Genomic DNA, 18,758 nt, shown 5'->3' with positions numbered 1-18,758 from the left:
GTCTATGCTTTTTCTCCGACCCAGTTCTTGAACAGTTGGCCTCGGTTCTCGTAATTCCGGAAAAGGTCGAAACTCGCACAGGCAGGCGACAGCAGCACCGCGTCGCCGGGACGCGCCGCGGTCTTCGCCGCCGTCATGGCCGCTTCGAGCGAATCGGTCGAGACCACCTCCGGAACCACGCCCGTGAACTCCCGGACCAGTTTGGCATTGTCGAGACCCATGCACACCAGCGTGTGCACCTTCGCCCGGGCAAAGGCCTTCAGCGGTTCGTAATCGTTGCCTTTGTCCGTCCCGCCGGCGATCCACACCACGGGACGCGTCATGCTCTCCAGCGCATAATAGACCGAATCGACGTTCGTGGCCTTCGAGTCGTTGATCCACAGCACGCCGTCCTTTTCCGCCACGGGTTCGAGCCGGTGTTCGACGGGCGCGAAGGCGTAGAGCGATTTGCGGATCTTCGCCGGGGCGACGCCCGCCGCAAGGGTCGCGAGGGCCGCGGCCATGGCGTTGTAGGCGTTGTGAAGCCCCTTGATCTGCAACTTTGCGGTGTCGATCTCCACCGACGCCTTCCCGGCCGTTGCGGTGAATTTCCCGTCGCAGAGAAACGCGTCGCCCGCACCGCTCGCCACGGCATTCTTGGCCGCGAAGGGCAGCTGGCGCATCCTCAAATCATACTTCGGAAGCTCGTTCCAGATCACCTCGTCATCGCCCGAATAGACGAACCAGTCGCGCGAAGTCATGTTCTGCGTAATCCGCATTTTCGAATCGGCGTAATTCTGAAAACAGTGGTCGTAGCGGTCGAGATGATCGGGCGTAATGTTCATCAGCACACCGACATGCGCCCGGAAGCGGTACATGCCGTCCAGCTGGAACGAACTCAACTCCAGCACATACCAATCGTAGTCGCCCGTAGCGACCGACCAGGCGAAACTCTCGCCGATATTGCCACCGAGCGCCACGTTCATGCCCGCGTCGCGCATGATCTTGTAGATGAGCGACGTGGTGGTTGTCTTCCCGTTCGACCCGGTGATGCAGATACATTTGGCCTTGCCCATATAGCGGCCCGCGAACTCCATTTCGGAGATCACCGGAATGCCCGCCTCGCGGATCTTGCGCACCATCGGTGCCGTGTCGGGAATGCCGGGGGACTTGACGACCTCCGTGGCCGCGAGAATGCGCTCCTCGGTGTGGCCTCCCTCCTCGTAGGGGACTTCCCACTCGTCCAATTTGGCCTTGTAACGGTCGGCAATGCGCCCCGCATCGGAGAGGAAGACCCCGAACCCCTTCTTTTTGGCGAGGATCGCGGAACCGTAGCCGCTGATCCCACCGCCCAGAACGACGATCTGTTTCATATTATCTTATTTTCAGCGTCACCAGCGTAATGGCCGCCAGCAGCAGCGAGATGATCCAGAAGCGGAGGACGATCTTGGTTTCGAAAATCCCCTTTTTCTGATAATGGTGATGGACCGGAGACATCAGCAGGATGCGCCGTCCTTCGCCGTAGCGGCGTTTGGTGTACTTGAACCAGCTGACCTGCATCATCACCGAAAAGCTCTCCACCAGGAAGACGCCGCACAACAGCGGCAGCAGCAACTCCTTGCGGATGCAGAGCGCGAAAACGGCGATCACGCCGCCGATAGCCAGCGAACCCGTGTCACCCATGAAAATCTGCGCCGGGAAGGAGTTGTACCACAGGAAACCCACCAGCGCCCCGACCAGCGCCGCGGCGAAGACCACCATTTCGCCGCTGTCGGGAATATACATGATATTGAGGTAGTCGGCGTAGACGATGTGGCCCGAAAGATAGGCCAGCACCCCCAGCACGGCGACGATCGGGACCGAAACGCCTGTCGCCAGACCGTCCAGACCGTCGGTGAGGTTGGCGCCGTTCGACACGGCCGTCACCACGAAAATCGCGACCAGCACGTAGAGAATCCATGTGGCAACGGTGTTCCCGCCCGTCAGCCATCCGTAGTCGAACTCGTTGTTCTTGACGAAGGGGATGGTCGTCTGCGTGGTCTTGAGGCTCTCGGAACTGACGACCACGCGGCGCTGAACGGTTTCGAGCACCGTGCCGTCCTCGTTCAGATAGACCGTCTGCACGGGCTGCGTGACCTTCTCGCGCACGACGATGTCGGGCGAGAGCCACATGGTCGTTCCGACGATGATGCCGAGCCCCACCTGTCCCACGATCTTGAAACGGCCCTTCAACCCCTCCTTCCTGTGGCGGAAAACCTTGATGTAGTCGTCCAGTCCGCCGATCAGACCGAGCCAGACGGTCGACACGAGCAGCAACTGGATGTAGACGTTGTCCAGCTTGCCGACGAGCAGCATCGGGACCAGGATGGCGACGAGAATGATCACGCCGCCCATCGTGGGCGTGCCTTTCTTCTGCAGCTGGCCCTGAAGCCCGAGGTCGCGGATGTCCTCGCCGATCTGCTTGCGGCGCAGGAAGTCGATGATCGCACGTCCGAAGATAATGACGATCAGCAGCGACAGAATGATGGCCGCCGCGGCCCGGAAGGAGATGTACTGGAACATTCCCGAGCCGGGAAAGTCATAGACCTCGTCCAGATACCTGAAAAGATGGTAGAGCATGTCTTATAATAGCTTTTTTTATTTGATCAATACATCGAAGGCCCTGCGGACCTCCTCCCGGTCGTCGAAAGGATGCTTCACGTCGCCGACGACCTGATAGGTTTCGTGCCCCTTGCCCGCCACGAGGATGATGTCGCCCGGACGCGAGAGCATCACGGCCGTGCGGATCGCCTCGGCGCGGTCGGCGATGCGCAGGTAGCGCGCTCCGGGTTCCAGCCCCGCAGCCATGTCGTCGAGAATCGCTTCGGGCGACTCGTGGCGCGGGTTGTCGGAGGTGAAAACCGCAGTCGTGGCATATTTCACGGCTATTGCAGCCATCTCGGGACGCTTGGTCCGGTCGCGGTCGCCGCCGCAGCCGCACACCACGATCAGCTGCTGGCCGGGGGCGCGGATCTCTTCGATGGTCTGGATCACGTTCTCCAGCGCATCGGGCGTATGGGCGTAATCGACGATGGCCGTCGTGCCGTTTGCCGCCTGTACCTTCTCGAAACGGCCGCTCACGGCGTGCAGCATGCTCAGCACGCGCAGCACCTCGCCCCGGTCCAATCCCAACAGCACCGCGGTACCGTAGACCGCCAGCAGGTTGTAGGCGTTGAACCGCCCCAGCAACCCCACCCACAGCTCCTGCCCGTCGATGCGCAGCAACATGCCGTCGAGGTGCATCTCGACGATCTTGCAGCGGAAATCGGCCATCGCGCGCAGCGAATAGGTGCTCACCGCCGCCGCGGTGTTCTGCACCATCACGCGCCCGTTCCGGTCATCGGCGTTCGTCAGCGCGAAAGCGCCCTTGGGCAGCCCGTCGAAAAAGAGCTTCTTGGCCCGGATGTACTCGGCGAAGGTCTTGTGGTAGTCGAGGTGGTCGTGTGTGATGTTCGAGAAGATGCCGCCCGCAAAATCGAGTCCCCGTGTGCGTTCCTGCACGATGGCGTGCGACGAGCACTCCATGAAGCAGTATTCGCACCCGGCGTCGGCCATCTCACGCATTAGGACGTTCAGGCGGACAGGATCGGGCGTGGTGTGGGTCGCTTCGACCTCGCGGCCGTCGATCTTGTAGACCACCGTCGAGATCAGCCCGGCCTTGTAACCCATCGCCCGCACGAGATCGTACAACAGTGTCACAGTTGTGGTCTTGCCGTTGGTCCCGGTGATGCCCACGAGTTTCAGTTCGCGGCTCGGAAAGCCGTAAAACGCCGCGGCCATATCGGCCATGGCTCCCGCCGAGTCCCCGACGAGAACATACGCGACGCCCTCCGCCGCATCCGCCGGCATCCGCTCGCAGACGACTGCCGCCGCGCCTTTTTCAACCGCCATGGGGATGTAGTCGTGGCCGTCGCTCTGCGTCCCCGGCACGGCGAAGAAACAGTCGCCCGGTTTCACGGCGCGCGAATCGTAGACCAGCCCGCCAATGGCGGCGGCGGTATCGCCGCGCACCTCCCGGACGGGGGTGTTTTTCAGAATATCGGTTAATTTTTTCATCCTATTTCAACGTTATGACGACCGCCGTGCCCGGTGCTATGCGCGCTCCGGCGGCAATACTTTGCTGCGTTACGGCCCCCCGCCCCGAGAAGCGGACCTTCAGTCCGCGGCTTTCGAGCACGAAAAGGGCGTCTTTAAGCCCCATGCCGCGCACGTCGGGCATCACGCCCCGGTCGCCGGGCAGGCTCGCGATGACGACGTTCGAGAGGCTGTCCACCGCCACGCGCCCCCAGCCCGTGCGGCTTTCGAACGAAACGCGGGGCGACAACTTGTCGGCCACTCGGCGGATCTGCGCGATATCGCCGCCCTTCATCCGGTCGGGATAGCGGCGCGGGCCGCCGTCGTCGACACGGCCGTACCAGTCGCGGCCGCGGTTGAAGATGTAATCGACCATGCGCTTCACGACGGGACCCGCCAGCGGTCCCCCGTAGTAGGCTTTCCCGGCCTGCGCACGGGTTTCGATGGTCGTGAGCACCGTATAGCGGGGCGCGTCGGCCGGGAAGTAGGCCACCATCGAACCCAGGTAGTAGCGGCCCTCGCGGCTGCGGGCATCGGTGATCTGCGCCGTACCGGTCTTCGCCGCCACCCGCAGGCGCGTCGTGTCGCGGAAAAATGCGCTGGCCGTACCCTCGGTACAGACCGCCTGCAGACATTCGTGCACCTCACGCAGCGCCGCCCGCGAGGCGATCGACGAGGCGATGGTACGGCTTTCGAAACGCTCCTCGACCCGATCGCCGCGGCGCAGGCAGCGCACGAGCACGGGAGAGATCATCTTCCCGCCGTTGGCAATGGCGTTGTAGAAGGTGATCATCTGGATCGGGGCCAGCCGCACGCGGTAGCCGTAGGACATCTTCACGAGCATCACACCCGGGTCGGGAACCTTCCAGTCCGTGGTGATCGAGGGCTTCCGCTCGCCGAGGCGCTCCAGCCCCACCGTCTCGCCCAGATGCAGCTCCTTATGGAGAAAATCGCTGTATTCCTGCTTTTTGCCAGTGCTTCCGTAACGGTCCCAGATCGCCTTGGCGAAATAGACGTTCGACGACGAAGCCACGGCGCGCCGGAAGTCGATTTCACGGTCGCCGCGGTGCGAGTCGCGGATGTTCCTGGCCGGACCTACCGTCACCGGATCGCCGTTGTGGGTGTCGTAAATCGTCGAGACGGGCATCCGGGCGTCGTCGAGCAGCGTGAGCATCGTCGCCAGCTTGAACGTCGAACCCGGCTCCATGCTGCGGCCCAGGGCGTAGTTCTCGCGCTCGGCGAAGCTCCCGTCGGCATTGCGGCCGAGGTTGACCATCGCCAGGATTTCGCCCGTATGGACCTCCATCACGATCGTCGTGCCCCACAAAGCGTTCTGGGCTTCCAACTGCCGCCGCAACGCCTTGTCGGCCACATCCTGCAGGTCGAGGTCGAGCGTCGTGACGATGTCGTAACCGTCCACCGGCTCCTCGTGGCCCCCGCCCGCCACCCGGCCGTAAAAGCCGCGCGCGATGCGCTGGCGCAGGGCTTTGCCGTCGCGGCCCGCCAGCTCCTCGCGGTAGGCCTCCTCGATGCCGTAGTTGCCCTTGTCGCCCGTCAGTCCGATCGTGCGGCGCGCCAGTTCGCCCTGGGGATAGATGCGTTCGTCGCGCTCGATCAGCCGGTAGACCATGCCCATGTTCCAGTTCAGCAGCGGATAACGCCGCAGGGTCTCCCACTCGGCGAAATCCACCTCGCGGGGAAAGATATTCACGGGCGTATGGTCGCGGATCGTGTCGTAGATGCGGCGTTTGACATATTCTTCGCCCCGCATGCGGTCCATCATGCGCGAAATCCACCCTTCGGAACGCAGGCAGGAGGTGTCGCGCGGATTGACCAGCCGGTAGCGGCGGGCGTGCTCCTCGCGGAAACGCTTGGCATAGGCCGAGGCGGGTTTGTCCCTGAAGAAGGCGGCCAGCAGTTTCGCGAGCGAGTCGGCCTGTTCGCGGAAGGTCTTGAGCGAATCCAGCCCCGGCGACGCGAAGTCGAAGGCGGCCTGATAGCGGAAGATCGAGGTGGCGAGGGGTTCGCCGTCGCGCGAAAGGATGCTTCCCCGCTGCGCCGGGATGACCTCCTCGGTGAAGATGCGGCTGGCGAGGCGGTCGGCGTTGTAGGCCACCTCCGCACTGAACAACTGCACCCAGACGAGCCGTGCGAGCACGATGGCTCCGGCGAGGATGAAGAGCACGTACAGGAGCCTCACCCGCAGCAGAATGTCGCTTTTGACCTTCGAACGTTCCTGCTTCATCGCCGTTTAGTTTTCGATGATCTCGCCCGGCGCCTGCGGGTCGTAAAGTTCGATGCCCCGCGCCCGGAGCTGTTCGACGATGGCCGAATGGGTCGTGCGCTGGTAACGCTGTTCCTGGAGGCGGATCGAGCGTTCGCGGAGTTTCTGCACGTCGCGTTCGAGGCGTGTGTAGCGCATGTCGAGGTGCAGCGACCAGAACATCACCATGATGCTCAAGAAGAACATCCCGGCGATGGTCAGCATGTAGGGATAGTATTTCGAGACGCCCTCGCGCACGAGGATCGTACCCGAGAACAGCTGCCAGAAGGTGCTGGACCTGCGGCGTCGTTCCCGGCGTTCGCGTTCCTCGGCTTCGGCCCGCTCCTCGGCCTCGCGCTCCTCGTCGGCGCGGAGGTCCTCTTCGGCTTCACCGCGCTCCATGCGCCGCACCTCGCGGCGCACACGGCGCGCGAACTCCTCCTCCTGCTCGCGGCGGGCCTGCTCCTCGGGAGTCACCGGGTCGAATTCGTGGTCGCGGTACATCGTATCAGCGTTTTACGGCCGCCCGGAGCTTCGCCGAGCGGGAACGGGGATTGCGGTCGAGTTCTTCAGCCGAAGGGGTCACGGCTTTGCGCGTCACGAGGTCGAACGGGGCCTCCGAACGGCCGAAAAAGTCCTTTTCTACCTGCCCCGAGAAGTTGCCGCTGCGCATGAAATTCTTCACCAGCCTGTCTTCGAGCGAATGGTAGGAGATGACGACCAGCCGTCCGCCGGGCTTCAGCACCCGAAGGCTCTGCTCCAGCGCCATTTTCAGCGCCTCCATCTCGCCGTTGACCTCGATGCGCAGGGCCTGGAAAAGTTTGGTCAGGAATTTCGCCTCGTCCTTTTTGGGCGTGCAGGGTTTCACGGCTCCGACCAGCTGCGCCGTAGTCGTCACGGGCGCCGCCGCGCGGGCCTTCACCAGACAGTTGGCTACTTTCCACGGCGTTTCGACCTCGCCCCAGTCGTCCAGGATGCGGGTCAGCTCCTCCGCGGTGTAGCTGTTCACGACGTCTGCCGCCGTCAGCCGTCCCCGCTGGTTCATGCGCATGTCGAGCGGAGCCTCTCCGCGGAACGAGAATCCGCGCTCCACGGCGTCGAAATGGTGCGACGAAACCCCCAGATCAGCCAGAATGCCGTCGACCTCCGTCACGCCGCGCAGCCGCAGCGCCCCGCGCAGGAAGCGGAAATTGCTCTCCACGTAGTGGAACCGCGCATCGTCGGGACAATTCTCCAACGTGTCACGGTCTTGATCGAAACCGTACAGACGGCCTTCCGGCCCCAGGCAGGAGAGGATGCGGCGCGAATGGCCGCCTCCGCCGAAAGTGAGGTCGGCGTAAGTGCCCGCAGGTTCGATAGCGAGCAGTCCCACAGACTCTTCCAGCAGCACGGGAGTATGGTATTGCGACATAATAGTTGTTTGCAAGGGTCTATTTGGGTGTAAAGTTAGGGAATTTTCAAAAAAGAATACCTATATTTGTAAATATAATCGGCAATAATTTCCCGCCTCATTCTAAGTCGTTTACGAGAGCGCAAAAATTACGAGGGTTAAAATCAGGGTTAAAACCCGGTCATTTTCAACAATCCAAACTCTCTAACAATCATTTCAATACACGAATAGTAAATAATAAATCACATCTTCAATAGTGCACTATTATACCCGCTATTCGACCGGGGCGCTGGGTAGGCTTCAATAGTACACCGTCGTAACAAACGCGCCAACGCAGAACTCGCTATTACAGCCGTCAATTCCAATAGAGCAACACTCCTTTTAGCACCCGTCATTCCTCCACATCAGCAATAGCCCGTCCATACAACGACAAAAGGGACGATCTCCAAGCGTTTCCCTATCCTACCGGGCAAGTAGTTCGCTGGAGGCTTCCAAGACCTAAAATCGGCCTCTCCAAGAGTTTCCCGTTTTTACATCGTATCGTCGCGCCAAACGTAGACATAGGCAGGCTGGCAGATAACGGTCAATTTCCAACAACACACCGCGCCGCGGCCCGAAATAATATCCTTTCGTATTTAGGGTATTTCTCGAATACAAAGACCCGGCTAAGACCTCCGAGCGCCAATAATCAGGAGCTTCGCCTACAAGGCCGAAAACAGCGATTTTCAGGAGGCATTTCCTTCGGACGGGTAAATACTCCTTCGAAGCGGCAGGAGCGTAGAAATCGGCATCTACAACAGCATGGCGGAGAACGCCGGAAATGCTGGCCGAGGGCGCGTATTATAGAACGTCGAGGAGCCTGACAGGGCGCGGCGCGAAATAATATACGACGGTTCTCCTATTAGGCGAGGACGAGATCATCAAGGAGCTCTTATTACAACATACGGCGTTTCGATATACAACGATTTCATTACAGCAGTCTCTTACAACGTTTACAGCATTTACAGCGAGAGGCATTACCCAGCTTTATTCAGCGGGTAATTTCCCCTCGTTTTTTATCTTATATCATAAGTCAATATTATCACGCCTCTGGCGGTTATTCAACCTAATCAAATCTATCAAGTGCCACTTTATCGCCTCGGTAAATTCAATACGGTAATCCGGGTATAAGTAATCCTTTTCCCGCTCGTGACGCCTCCGCAGCCACTTTCTAAAGTCGCGCTGAGCCCCTTTCGACAACAGTCCGGCATAGCCGTCCAATTCAGCATGAGATAGGCTTGCCAATCCCAGAATCACGAAATAATCGGTCAGTTCCTTCAAGCTCCCCCGTTTAGGTCGGAACGACGGCCGACGGCCTATATTATCAAAGGCAAAAGCCTGACAATTCCGCCAAAAGAAATTCACAATCCGGGTATATTCTTCAAGCAGTCCGCCGAGCGTTCCTACCTTCAACCGGGAGAGTACCTTCCGTCGCCCGCCTTTCAACGTAAATTCAACCCGAAGGGCGTTTTTCTCCGGGTAGAGGTCCGGATTCCGTATTAGCACGTTCCGATTATCTTTATTTATTTCAGCGATTTTATCATAAATTTTAGCAGTGAAAAATCCCGAAACAAACTTTCGGCATGTAGGACGCGAATCGTTCAACTCGTAGCATTTCGACTTAAATGCACGGATTCGGTGTATCATTTCGACACATTCCATATCAAACGGGACGTTCAGCCCTATTTCGATCACGGAAATTTCAAAGGTTCTCAACGTATCGAACGAGATGCCAAGTCGTTTGGCCACTTTCCGCCAAGCCTTCTCCAAATCCGTTTTAGTCAGATCATCCAGCGAAGTCGCGCCGTAGTGCCACTTTCGGATACTACCGTAAATTTTCATAAAGTCTTCGTAAAATTCGATTATCAGATCATGCGCATCATCCCCGGATTTCCCATTATTTAACACCAACTTATCATACCATCTCCCATTTATCCAATTCGATTTTTCAACAAAAGTCCCATAACGCAGGTGATGATAGACCTCCTTATCGTAACATTTCAAAGTAATATTATCGACCATATTTTTTCAATTTCAAAAGTTCGTCTTTACAATACCTCTTAGAACGCCCGTAGCGCATAGGCGTAATCAACCCCTTTTTCTCCCAACGATAGAGCGTCGAGCGACTGACCTTCATCGAGTCTTCAACCTCTTTCGCAGTCAACAACTCCGCTCCGAGGAGAGCCTTCGTAAGATAATTAATAATCCAATCCCGATTCTGGGCTATCCCCACTTTAATCAGCGTTTGGAGCATCTCCGGAGATACGATAATCTCACATTCAGTTTTTACTCTAATAGCTTTCATAATTCTATTAATTAATTTAATTTTAGTATTTCAAAAGGCCGTTTTCCAGCGTCTTTCTACTCTATATAACGTCGTGGATAAACAAAGCTCAAACGCATTTTTTAATCAACAGATAATAAGACACTTACAAAGAACCATAAAATGAGCATCCTACACGATCCTCACGGTTCAATTTTTTAACCGAGCGCAAAAAAACCGCCCCGGTCAGGGGCGGTCTACGAGGAACGGAAGCGTCCGCGTTCTATTCGTTCAGCGCGTCTTCGATTTTCTCAAATCCGCCGTCTTTACAATTTTCCGGCGTCAGATAGGGGCGTAGCGGATTATTTATCACTACCAGTTTCGGGTAACTTTCCAATCCTTCAACGGCGTTAAACCACAGCCGGGCACTTCGGCAAATTACAATCGTTACGCCCTTATTCATCAGATACCGAACCAACCTCACGGCGAACTCCTGCGTAGGGAGCAGTCCCGATTCCGATTTCATCAACCGCTTCGGAATATTCCCGTACTTTTTAGAGTGGTAGCCCAAGTACTGCACAATCGTCAGGTATTTCGGGGCATCGGGCCAGCGATTCAACACGTAGCCGAGCAGGTTATTCCAATAGCGCGTGTCAATAGCAAGCAGGTCTTCGTCTTCGGTCGGGAAGTGACACCCGTTCAAGAGCATCGCATCGGCTTTTGTTCGCAGGAATTTCCGGCGCTGGTCGGGCGTCATTTTCTTCAAGGTTCCCGCGTTACCCGGTATTTCCTCCGTCTGCTCTACCCAGCCGGGATTAAGCGTCAAAAGAGCCACCTTCGCGTTAAAGAAATCGCCCTGCACGGGTTCGGGCACACCCTCGCAGCGGATTTTCCGCAGATCGGGAGCCGTTTCGTTATAGGCGTCGATCACGGCCCGTTCGTCGGGGCAGACAAGATTTTCCGGGGCCTCGGCATAGTCTTTCTCCGCCAACATTTCGGCCACTACCCGCCACGGGTTTTCTTTCAGCAAGGTTTCTTTCGTTTCCATAATAAAAGGTTTAATAGTTAGGTTCCCAAAGATAAGATATTCTCGCCCTTTTTCAACACCGAGGGCGACGGCTTCATTCATTTTTTCTTCGCCCCGGTAGTCGATCCCGATCGTCCACGCGCTATTCGTCCCGCCGTCCCAGCAAAACACCTCTTCCAGCCGTTCGCGGAGTTCGGCAGTAAGCAGGGCCGTTAGCTGACCTTCGGAGAGGCAGACCCTTTCCAACAGAAAATAATGCAACACGGAGGTCGCCTCACCCGTCCGCAGGTAGCTGATATAGTACGCCAACGAGTGGGGAATCCGGTCGGCATAGTCGGGGTGGTTCTCTTTATAGCGGGCCAAAACAACCTCCAAATCCCCGCCGTAATGGATGTACAAGGCGAGGTTCAGTAGCTTTTTCTCCCAGCTAACCCGCCCGAACTCGAAACACAGATCGTCCCAATAAGCCCGTCGGGTGACAAGGTCGTCATAGATTTCCCGCTTTTCAGCAACCGGCATCGCCGGGTCGCCGAGGGATTTCGAGACCGGGGTGGCTTCATCCCGGTATTTTTTGACGACGAGATCGTCGGCGCTGATGGAATCGGCCTCCATCCACCACTGCAACCATTCCGATTTTTCGGCGTCCTCCAACTTTTCAAAATCGCCGCTCTTTAATCCGTTTCTCGACAGATAGTGTCGAAATTCTCGCTCCAATCTCGCTATCCGGCTCCCTTCGGCGGCGGCATACAGGAATTTCGGGGGCAGGTCCTCAATCCACATCGTCGAGCGGATCGCCTCCCGAAACCGTCTCGCCTCAATCATATTCAGCAGGGGAAATTCTCCGCGAAAGGGGATCATCCGCGACGGAATTTCCCGGTCTACAAGCAGGCCGGCCATACCACCCGCCACGGAGCACATCCGGTCCCTCGTCGAAAGTTCACTCTTTTCCATATACCGTTATTTCGGTTACAAACTCTTTACGGCAAAATTATCCGTCGCTTCCGCCAATCCCCGGCGCAAGGGCGGATTATTTTCGCACAATCGTCTACGTTTCCGCCATTCAACAACAAAAGGCGTAGAGCCGCAAACTTATTATATTCGGAAAGGCTCTGGTAAACCCGCGTACTATAATAAGCAACAGCCCTACGCCCCAAGGGACGTAGGAACACCGCGCCTCTTCCGTACAAAATTTACCAGATTTTATCCGAAGAAAAAGGCGCTCGTCCTATATCGTCAACAAAAATAACAATCGGCCTCGGAAAAAACAAACAAAAAAGGCTTCGAACAAATCGAAGCCTATATCTTTTCTATAACAAAAATCGCTATCTATAATAGCACGTAAAACGTGCCTCTATCGGTTCTCCTTCTTCATTCATCCACTTACAATCATCCAATCGCATTTCATTATCACCAAAATAAGGACTTATATCATTATCACAACAAAACTCTGTTAACTTTTTATTACAACTGATATTAATATTTTCTAAATTATTATCCTCACAAGAGATTTCAACAAGTTCTGTGTTATTAGAAAGATCGAGATTTTTCAAGCAATTCTTGTAGCAATATAAGTTTTTAATCTTTAAATTTCGATTTACAACAAGTTCTTTTAATAAGTTTCCGCCGCAATCAAGATATTTAAGTTTCAGATTTTTAGTTATATCAAGTTCTTTTAATGCATTAGCCCCGCAATAGAGAACTTTTAGTTCTAAATTATTCGATAGATCAAGAGAAGACAGTTTATTATTATGACAAGATAGCTTCGCTAATTTACGATTATTCATTAAATCCAAACTTGACAACTTATTACTATCACAAAATAGCCACCATAGTTTAAGATTCTGGGCTACATTTAAAGTATTGATATTATTTTCAGTTATATTCAATCGCGTCAAATTTTTACAACCACTTATATCAATATCCGAGATTTTATTATTTTCTATATCTAATTCAACTAATTTCTTATTATTCGTTAAATTTAGCGAAGTCAAATTATTATCATGGCAACTAAGATAACGTAATTTCCGATTCTTTGAAGTGTCAAGAGAATTTAGGGCATTCATAGCACAAAAAAGACTTATCAAGTCCGGATTTAAGGATGTATCGAGCGATGCCAGTTTATTTTCGGAAGCAATCAAATATTGGAGTAACGGATTTTTGCTTACATCGAGTTTCCGCAGTCGATTCCGAAAGCAACGGAGTTGCTTCAGTTCGGGATTCTTCGTCAGATTTAACGAGGTCAATTTATTATTGGCACAATCCAATCGGAATAGCTTTTTATTTCGACGGACATTCAACGTTTTTAATACGTTATTCTGACAGTTAAGTTTATAGAGTTCACTATTTTTCGATACATCCAGTTTTTCAATCGAATTATAACCGCACCAGCATATTCTCAACAATTTATTTCCCGATAAATCTAAATAAGTTAGCCGATTATGCTGGCAGTCTAAGTAAATTAGTTCGTTCAACTGACTAATATCCAAATCGCAAAGGTCATTAAAAGAACAAGTCAGTTGTACAAGGTTTTCAAACGCTTCGATTCCCTTTAAGGACGAGATTTTCTTATCTTTACAAAAAATTCGAGTTACCATCAACGCTTCAACGACAGAAATTTCGCCATCACCGTCTTTATCAAAATTTTTGACTAAATATCGCTTAAAATTCGGGTCGGGAATCTCAACAATTTCTTTTAGGCTTTCTATTCGTTCATAATCATAATCAGCCGTAGCAAAAACCTCTTCAATAGGCTGAGAACCTCCGGGAGCACTTATATAAATAGGGGCATTTTCATTCGCTCGCACAAAAAAGAAAACCATAATTTTTACATCCAATTCGTCCGCCAATTCTTTCAAACGATGGCAGAACAAGGGAATAGGCATTTCCGTCGAATCTCTTTCAAAAATACCAATATCGACTACAAACGCTCGTTTTCCGTCCTCGACGGTTTTTCGACGTATATTTTCAAGAAGGCGAGACAGATTGTGAGCATTCGTTCGAGTACCATTTTTATCAATATCAAATTCACATTCATGAACATATTTACCAAAAAACGAGCAACCTATATTTTCGTCCTCGTTCCATAGAAAAGTTACGGTTGGTATCGCTTCGGCTTCTAATTTATTACAATTAGATAGGATCGTTTCTACGGCCGATTTTCTCGCACGGCGCGTATAACAATTAATTATCAGCCTATCATACGGATTATTCATATCTTTCCATCATTTTAGCAACCACATTTTTCACCTCTTCCCGGAACCACGCGGGGCGCAACACCTCCACGTCCGCGCCGTTCGAGAGCAGTTCCATCCGAAAATCGTAAGTCGGCGCCAACCGGTATTCGAACACCGAATATTCCGCGGTCCATTCGGTTTCACGCTGGGTAGGGTGCAGGGGCAGAGCCCGGACGTAGTTCGCCTGCTTCCCCAAGACGCGGATTTCGACCCGTTCGGCCTTCCGGTCCCGTTCACGGATAATTCCGAAGGCGTCGGCATAGAATTCGGCACAATCAAAATCCGAGGGGATTTCAGCCGCTTTCGTCGTCGGGACCATACTACGTACCCGGTCGAGGGCGAACGCGTAAATTCCACCCATTTCCACGCTGTCAGCAATCAGATACCAGCGCCTCCGGAACGCCTTCAATCCGTAAGGCTCGACCTCGTAACGATTTTCTCGTTTTTCATCGTAGGTATGGCGGTAGACGATCTCCAGGCATCGGTTCTCCTCCATCGCTCGGAGTACGGTAGTCAGATAGGTGTAACCCGAGGGGATCGGCTCCAACGCGATCCGTCGGCGCAGGCGTTTACTATTTACCAAGAGGTCGTTCACGGCGAAGGTTTCCAACAGCCAGCGGCGCAGATCGTCGCGCACCATGTCGTCGCCGCATTCGACGTAGTATTCGTTCGTCCGGCGGTCGCAGGCGATATTCACGTCGAACAACTCTTCAACGGCTTTCCGGTGGTTCTCAAAGGTCTTTCGGGGCAGTTCCTCGCCGCCCGACATCTCGTTCCGCTGCCAACGGACGCGGATTTCATCAAGGGTGATACGGCCCGCGGAGTAAATCACGTCCAAGAGCCACAGATAACGGCGAAACAAGGTCGCGGTGTTATTCGTCAAGGCATTCATCGTTCAAAGGTTTTTCACAAAGATAAAAACAGCTTCCGCCAAAACTCGACGGAAGCTCTCGTTTTTTATCAGGCACTCAATTTTTTCATCGCTTCGGTCAGTTCCGTTCGCTCGGTATTCGTATAGACCCGGTGTACCATATCGAGGCTTTTATCTCCCAAAAGTTTCGCTACAATATAGAGCGGGACGCCTGCGTTCGCCAAGTGGGAGGCAAAGGTATGGCGGGCTACATGGAACGAGAGGCGTTTCCCGATTCCGGCTTTCTCGGCCAACATTTTCAGTTTCCGGTTTACACAACCATTCGAAAGGCGAGGAAAAACACGCTCGTCCACAGACTCGTTCCGGTACTTGGCAAGCAGGACCTTCGGCCATTTCGACATTAACGGAATTTCAACCAACTCTTTCGTTTTACATTGAATCTTAGAGATATAGGTCACACCTTTACTATCCTTTTTCAAGTGTGTCCACTTCAGGTCCAATACATCGCTGAACCGCAGGCCCGTTTCACAACTGAAGATAAACAGCTCACGCGTTACCCTCATCGCCAAATCGTTCCTATCCGCCAAAGCCTTTTGCAGGAACTCGTCGTATTCATCCCTCGTCAGAAAGATCGTCCGGGGCGTCGAGCGATTCAAAAATCTTACGCCTTTTCCGAACGGATCGTCGATCGGATAGCCCAGCCGTCCGGCCCATCTCACCACCGAGCGCAGGCGGTTCAGTTTCGTATTAATCGTATTATCCGCATTCCGGCGGACCGTCCGCAAATACTTTTTATACTCCTGAATAAAGAGAATATCGAGCTGGTCAATCGTCCGTTTCTTACTCCGTTTCGAAAATTTCGCCATATCTTTTTTGAGGTCCAATATACCTATAACCGTTCGCTCACGGCGGTTATCCGTCCGCAGCTTATCTACATAGGCATCGAAAATTTCATCGAAGGTGGCATTCGTCTTTTCACTCGGAGCCGTCCGCGACTTTCCGGTAAGTATTTCCCGGATTCGCTCCAGGTCCACGGTTTCACCCAACATTTCGCACTGGAACAGATAGCGCTCGTATTCGGTTTCTTTCCCGTTCAGATAGCTGTTAATTACGCTTTTTTCGGGGCAGTTTCCGACAACACGTCCGGATTTCTTATCCCAGCAAGCCGGAAAAACCGAATAGGGAGTCGCAAATTTCGTTTGGCGGCCGTCGAGATATACACGCAGGTCGATACGTTTTTCCAAACCTTTCCTCGAAAGGTCATCACGCAGAATAGGTCTAATCGTTTTTTTCATAACTATCCTTTTTACAATTTCACTCTCTAATAGTGGCAGGTTCCAAGAAAAATCGAGGAAATTTTTCCCACAAGGACTAATTTAGGCTCAAAATGCTGATTGACAAAGAGTTCTTTCAGTAAAAATTCTCGAAAAATTTTGCAACGTCCTCCAATCGTCATCCAGCCGAGATTCGGCAACAAACCATTTTAACAAGAAATTCACCGGAAGAAATCAGACCGGCAAAGACGTTACAAAAAAGCCCTTCAAAAACAACAAGGGTTAAAATTAGGGTTAAAAATTCGGCACAAAGTGAAACAAGGTGAAAGACCTACCCTTCGCCAAAACGCGTTCTAACGACGATTAACTTTCAACAAGGTGCATCTTATAGCAAAAAAAACGTATATTTGTGGATATAATTTTCTGAACACTCCATGCCCAAAATCGACATCGGCGCCGTACTCAGGCAGAAAGCCCCGCGGTTGGCACGCTGGATTCCCCGTCCGGTCGTGAACTGGTTGCGCCGCACGATCCACGAGTCGGAAATCAACCATATCCTCGAACACTACTGGTCGCTGCCTCCGCAGGAGTTTATCCGCGCGGCCTTCCGCGAATGGCAGGTCACCTATTCGATCGAAGGACTCGACAAGCTCGCTCCCGGGGGCCGCTACCTCTTCGCCTCGAACCATCCGTTCGGGGGCATGGACGGCATGATGCTCGCTGACAAGCTGATCGACCGTTTCGGCGACGCGCGGGTAGTGGTCAACGACCTGCTGATGCACCTCGAACCGCTGCGCCCGCTGTGGATTCCGGTGAACAAACACGGCGCGCAGAGCGCCTCCTACGCCCGGAAGTTCGACGAGGAGTTCTTCGGCGAACTCCCGATCCTGACCTTTCCCGCAGGTCTTTGTTCGCGCTCGATCGGCGGCGAGGTGACCGACCCCGAGTGGAAAATCAGCTTCCTGAAAAAAGCCTACTCCTCGCAGCGTCAGATCGTTCCGGTCTTCGTCGAAGGGCATCTGTCGAAGTTCTTCTACCGCGTCTACCGGATCCGCAAGGCGCTGGGTATCAAGTTCAACATCGAGATGCTGTGGCTGCCCGACGAAATGTTTTCGCAGAAGGGGCGGCATTTCCGCATCGTCGTCGGCGACCCGATTCCCGTGGCCGAACTCCAGCGTTACGGATCGCTGCGCGAACAGGCGCTGGAAGTACGTAAAAAAGCGTATTTTTTGGAAAAAAGGCTCGCCGACCCGAATCAAAACCGCTAATTTTGGTATTTTTGCCCTGCCATGCAACAGAAAGAGAATACAGTACCCATCATCGAACCGGTCGCCCGGGAACTGCTGCTCGCAGAACTGACGCCCGCCCGCAAGGTGCGCGACACCCATAAGGCAGGCAATGAGATCTACCTCTTCTCGGCCGCCGAATGTCCCGCGCTGATGCGCGAGGTGGGCCGCCTGCGCGAAGTGGCCTTCCGCGGCGCCGGCGGCGGTACGGGGCAGGAGGTGGACATCGACGAGGAAGACCTCGCGGGCGACGGCTACTACCAGCTGATCGTCTGGGACCCCGCGGCACAGGAGATCGTCGGCGGCTACCGCTTCATCGTCTGCACCACGCCCAATCCCCGCCATCTCTCGACCGAACACTATTTCCGTTTCAGCGAGCGTTTCCGCCGGAAATTCCTGCCCCGGACCATCGAACTGGGGCGTTCGTTCGTGCAACCCGCCTACCAGGCCCGCGGCAATGCCAAGAGCATCTACGCACTGGACAACCTCTGGGACGGACTGGGCGCGCTGATCGTACTGAATCCCAAGGCCAAATACCTTTTCGGCAAAGTCACCATGTACACGACCTACAAGGCCGTGGCCCGCAATGCGCTGATCTGGTTCCTGCGCCGCTATTTCCCCGACCGCGACCAGCTGGTGGAAGGTATCCATCCCATACGGCTCGATCTGGACGATCCCTATTACGAGGAACTGTTCTGCGGCGCGACCTACATGGAGAACTACCGCATCCTGATCCAGCAGATCCGCGAGTTCAACGAGAATATCCCGCCGCTGATCAACGCCTACATGAATCTTTCGCCCACGATGCGGGTTTTCGACACGGTGTCGAACCCCGACTTCGGCGGCGTGGAGGAGACGGGCATCCTGGTGACGATCCGTGACATCTATCCCGAAAAACGCCTGCGCTACACCCGCTGGCTGGGATGGCGGGCCAATCTGAAACACCGCCGCGAGGAGTTCAGCGAACGCCTGCGCGAACATTTCGAACGCATCAAGAAAAAGCGGAACGCCTGAAAACGC

The 18,758-nt window shown here is 54.3% G+C and carries 14 protein-coding genes; 2 read left to right on the top strand and 12 right to left on the bottom strand.

Annotated features, from left to right (window positions below):
- Window positions 1–2 precede the first annotated feature (2 nt).
- From murD to ACGHP5_RS07340, 12 genes are all read right to left on the bottom strand, one after another.
- Window positions 3–1,352 carry a UDP-N-acetylmuramoyl-L-alanine--D-glutamate ligase gene (gene murD / locus ACGHP5_RS07395; protein ID WP_390568279.1) on the bottom strand — a complete coding sequence of 450 codons (1,350 nt, stop codon included), beginning with the start codon at window positions 1,350–1,352 and terminating at the stop codon, window positions 3–5.
- Window position 1,353: 1 nt separating this feature from the next.
- Window positions 1,354–2,598 (bottom strand): phospho-N-acetylmuramoyl-pentapeptide-transferase, encoded by a 1,245-nt coding sequence (gene mraY, locus ACGHP5_RS07390; protein ID WP_390568278.1) that lies wholly within the window; start codon window positions 2,596–2,598, stop codon window positions 1,354–1,356.
- 18 nt (window positions 2,599–2,616) lie between these two features.
- The gene (locus ACGHP5_RS07385) at window positions 2,617–4,074 is read right to left on the bottom strand and encodes a UDP-N-acetylmuramoyl-L-alanyl-D-glutamate--2,6-diaminopimelate ligase (protein ID WP_295903612.1); all 1,458 of its coding nucleotides are present in this window, start codon (window positions 4,072–4,074) and stop codon (window positions 2,617–2,619) included.
- A gap of 1 nt (window position 4,075) precedes the next feature.
- Entirely contained in the window at window positions 4,076–6,337 is a 2,262-nt protein-coding gene (locus ACGHP5_RS07380; protein WP_337771344.1) for a penicillin-binding transpeptidase domain-containing protein, read from the bottom strand.
- A 6-nt stretch (window positions 6,338–6,343) separates the two neighbouring features.
- Complete coding sequence (locus ACGHP5_RS07375; RefSeq protein ID WP_337755684.1) at window positions 6,344–6,859, bottom strand: FtsL-like putative cell division protein; 516 nt, start codon at window positions 6,857–6,859, stop codon at window positions 6,344–6,346.
- 4 nt (window positions 6,860–6,863) lie between these two features.
- Window positions 6,864–7,766 carry a 16S rRNA (cytosine(1402)-N(4))-methyltransferase RsmH gene (rsmH, locus tag ACGHP5_RS07370; RefSeq protein ID WP_337771343.1) on the bottom strand — a complete coding sequence of 301 codons (903 nt, stop codon included), beginning with the start codon at window positions 7,764–7,766 and terminating at the stop codon, window positions 6,864–6,866.
- 1,044 nt (window positions 7,767–8,810) lie between these two features.
- Window positions 8,811–9,806: a hypothetical protein gene (locus tag ACGHP5_RS07365; protein WP_390568277.1), complete on the bottom strand. Its 996-nt coding sequence runs from the start codon at window positions 9,804–9,806 to the stop codon at window positions 8,811–8,813.
- Window positions 9,796–10,089: a helix-turn-helix domain-containing protein gene (locus ACGHP5_RS07360; RefSeq protein ID WP_337797204.1), complete on the bottom strand. Its 294-nt coding sequence runs from the start codon at window positions 10,087–10,089 to the stop codon at window positions 9,796–9,798. Before ACGHP5_RS07360 ends, ACGHP5_RS07365 begins: the two co-directional genes overlap by 11 nt.
- A 241-nt stretch (window positions 10,090–10,330) precedes the next feature.
- Entirely contained in the window at window positions 10,331–12,025 is a 1,695-nt protein-coding gene (locus tag ACGHP5_RS07355; protein WP_390568276.1) for a hypothetical protein, read from the bottom strand.
- 371 nt (window positions 12,026–12,396) lie between these two features.
- Window positions 12,397–14,286 carry a leucine-rich repeat domain-containing protein gene (locus ACGHP5_RS07350; RefSeq protein WP_390568275.1) on the bottom strand — a complete coding sequence of 630 codons (1,890 nt, stop codon included), beginning with the start codon at window positions 14,284–14,286 and terminating at the stop codon, window positions 12,397–12,399.
- On the bottom strand, window positions 14,279–15,199 hold the full coding sequence (locus ACGHP5_RS07345) for a helix-turn-helix transcriptional regulator (RefSeq protein WP_390568274.1): 921 nt from the start codon (window positions 15,197–15,199) through the stop codon (window positions 14,279–14,281). The genes ACGHP5_RS07350 and ACGHP5_RS07345 overlap by 8 nt, the downstream gene beginning before the upstream one ends.
- A gap of 68 nt (window positions 15,200–15,267) precedes the next feature.
- Entirely contained in the window at window positions 15,268–16,473 is a 1,206-nt protein-coding gene (locus tag ACGHP5_RS07340; protein WP_390568273.1) for a tyrosine-type recombinase/integrase, read from the bottom strand.
- Window positions 16,474–16,886: 413 nt separating this feature from the next.
- Here ACGHP5_RS07340 and ACGHP5_RS07335 point away from each other — a divergent pair, with 413 nt between their 5' ends.
- Both ACGHP5_RS07335 and ACGHP5_RS07330 read left to right on the top strand, forming a co-directional pair.
- Window positions 16,887–17,720, top strand: a complete 834-nt coding sequence (locus ACGHP5_RS07335; protein WP_337771341.1) for an acyltransferase — start codon at window positions 16,887–16,889, stop codon at window positions 17,718–17,720.
- Window positions 17,721–17,741: 21 nt separating this feature from the next.
- Entirely contained in the window at window positions 17,742–18,752 is a 1,011-nt protein-coding gene (locus ACGHP5_RS07330) for a GNAT family N-acetyltransferase (RefSeq protein ID WP_290532233.1), read from the top strand.
- The last annotated feature ends 6 nt before the right edge of the window (window positions 18,753–18,758 follow it).

The sequence above is a fragment of the Alistipes sp. i18-0019-D1 genome, assembly GCF_042852885.1.
GTDB lineage: Bacteria > Bacteroidota > Bacteroidia > Bacteroidales > Rikenellaceae > Alistipes.
This window is presented reverse-complemented; position numbering and strand designations above follow the sequence as displayed.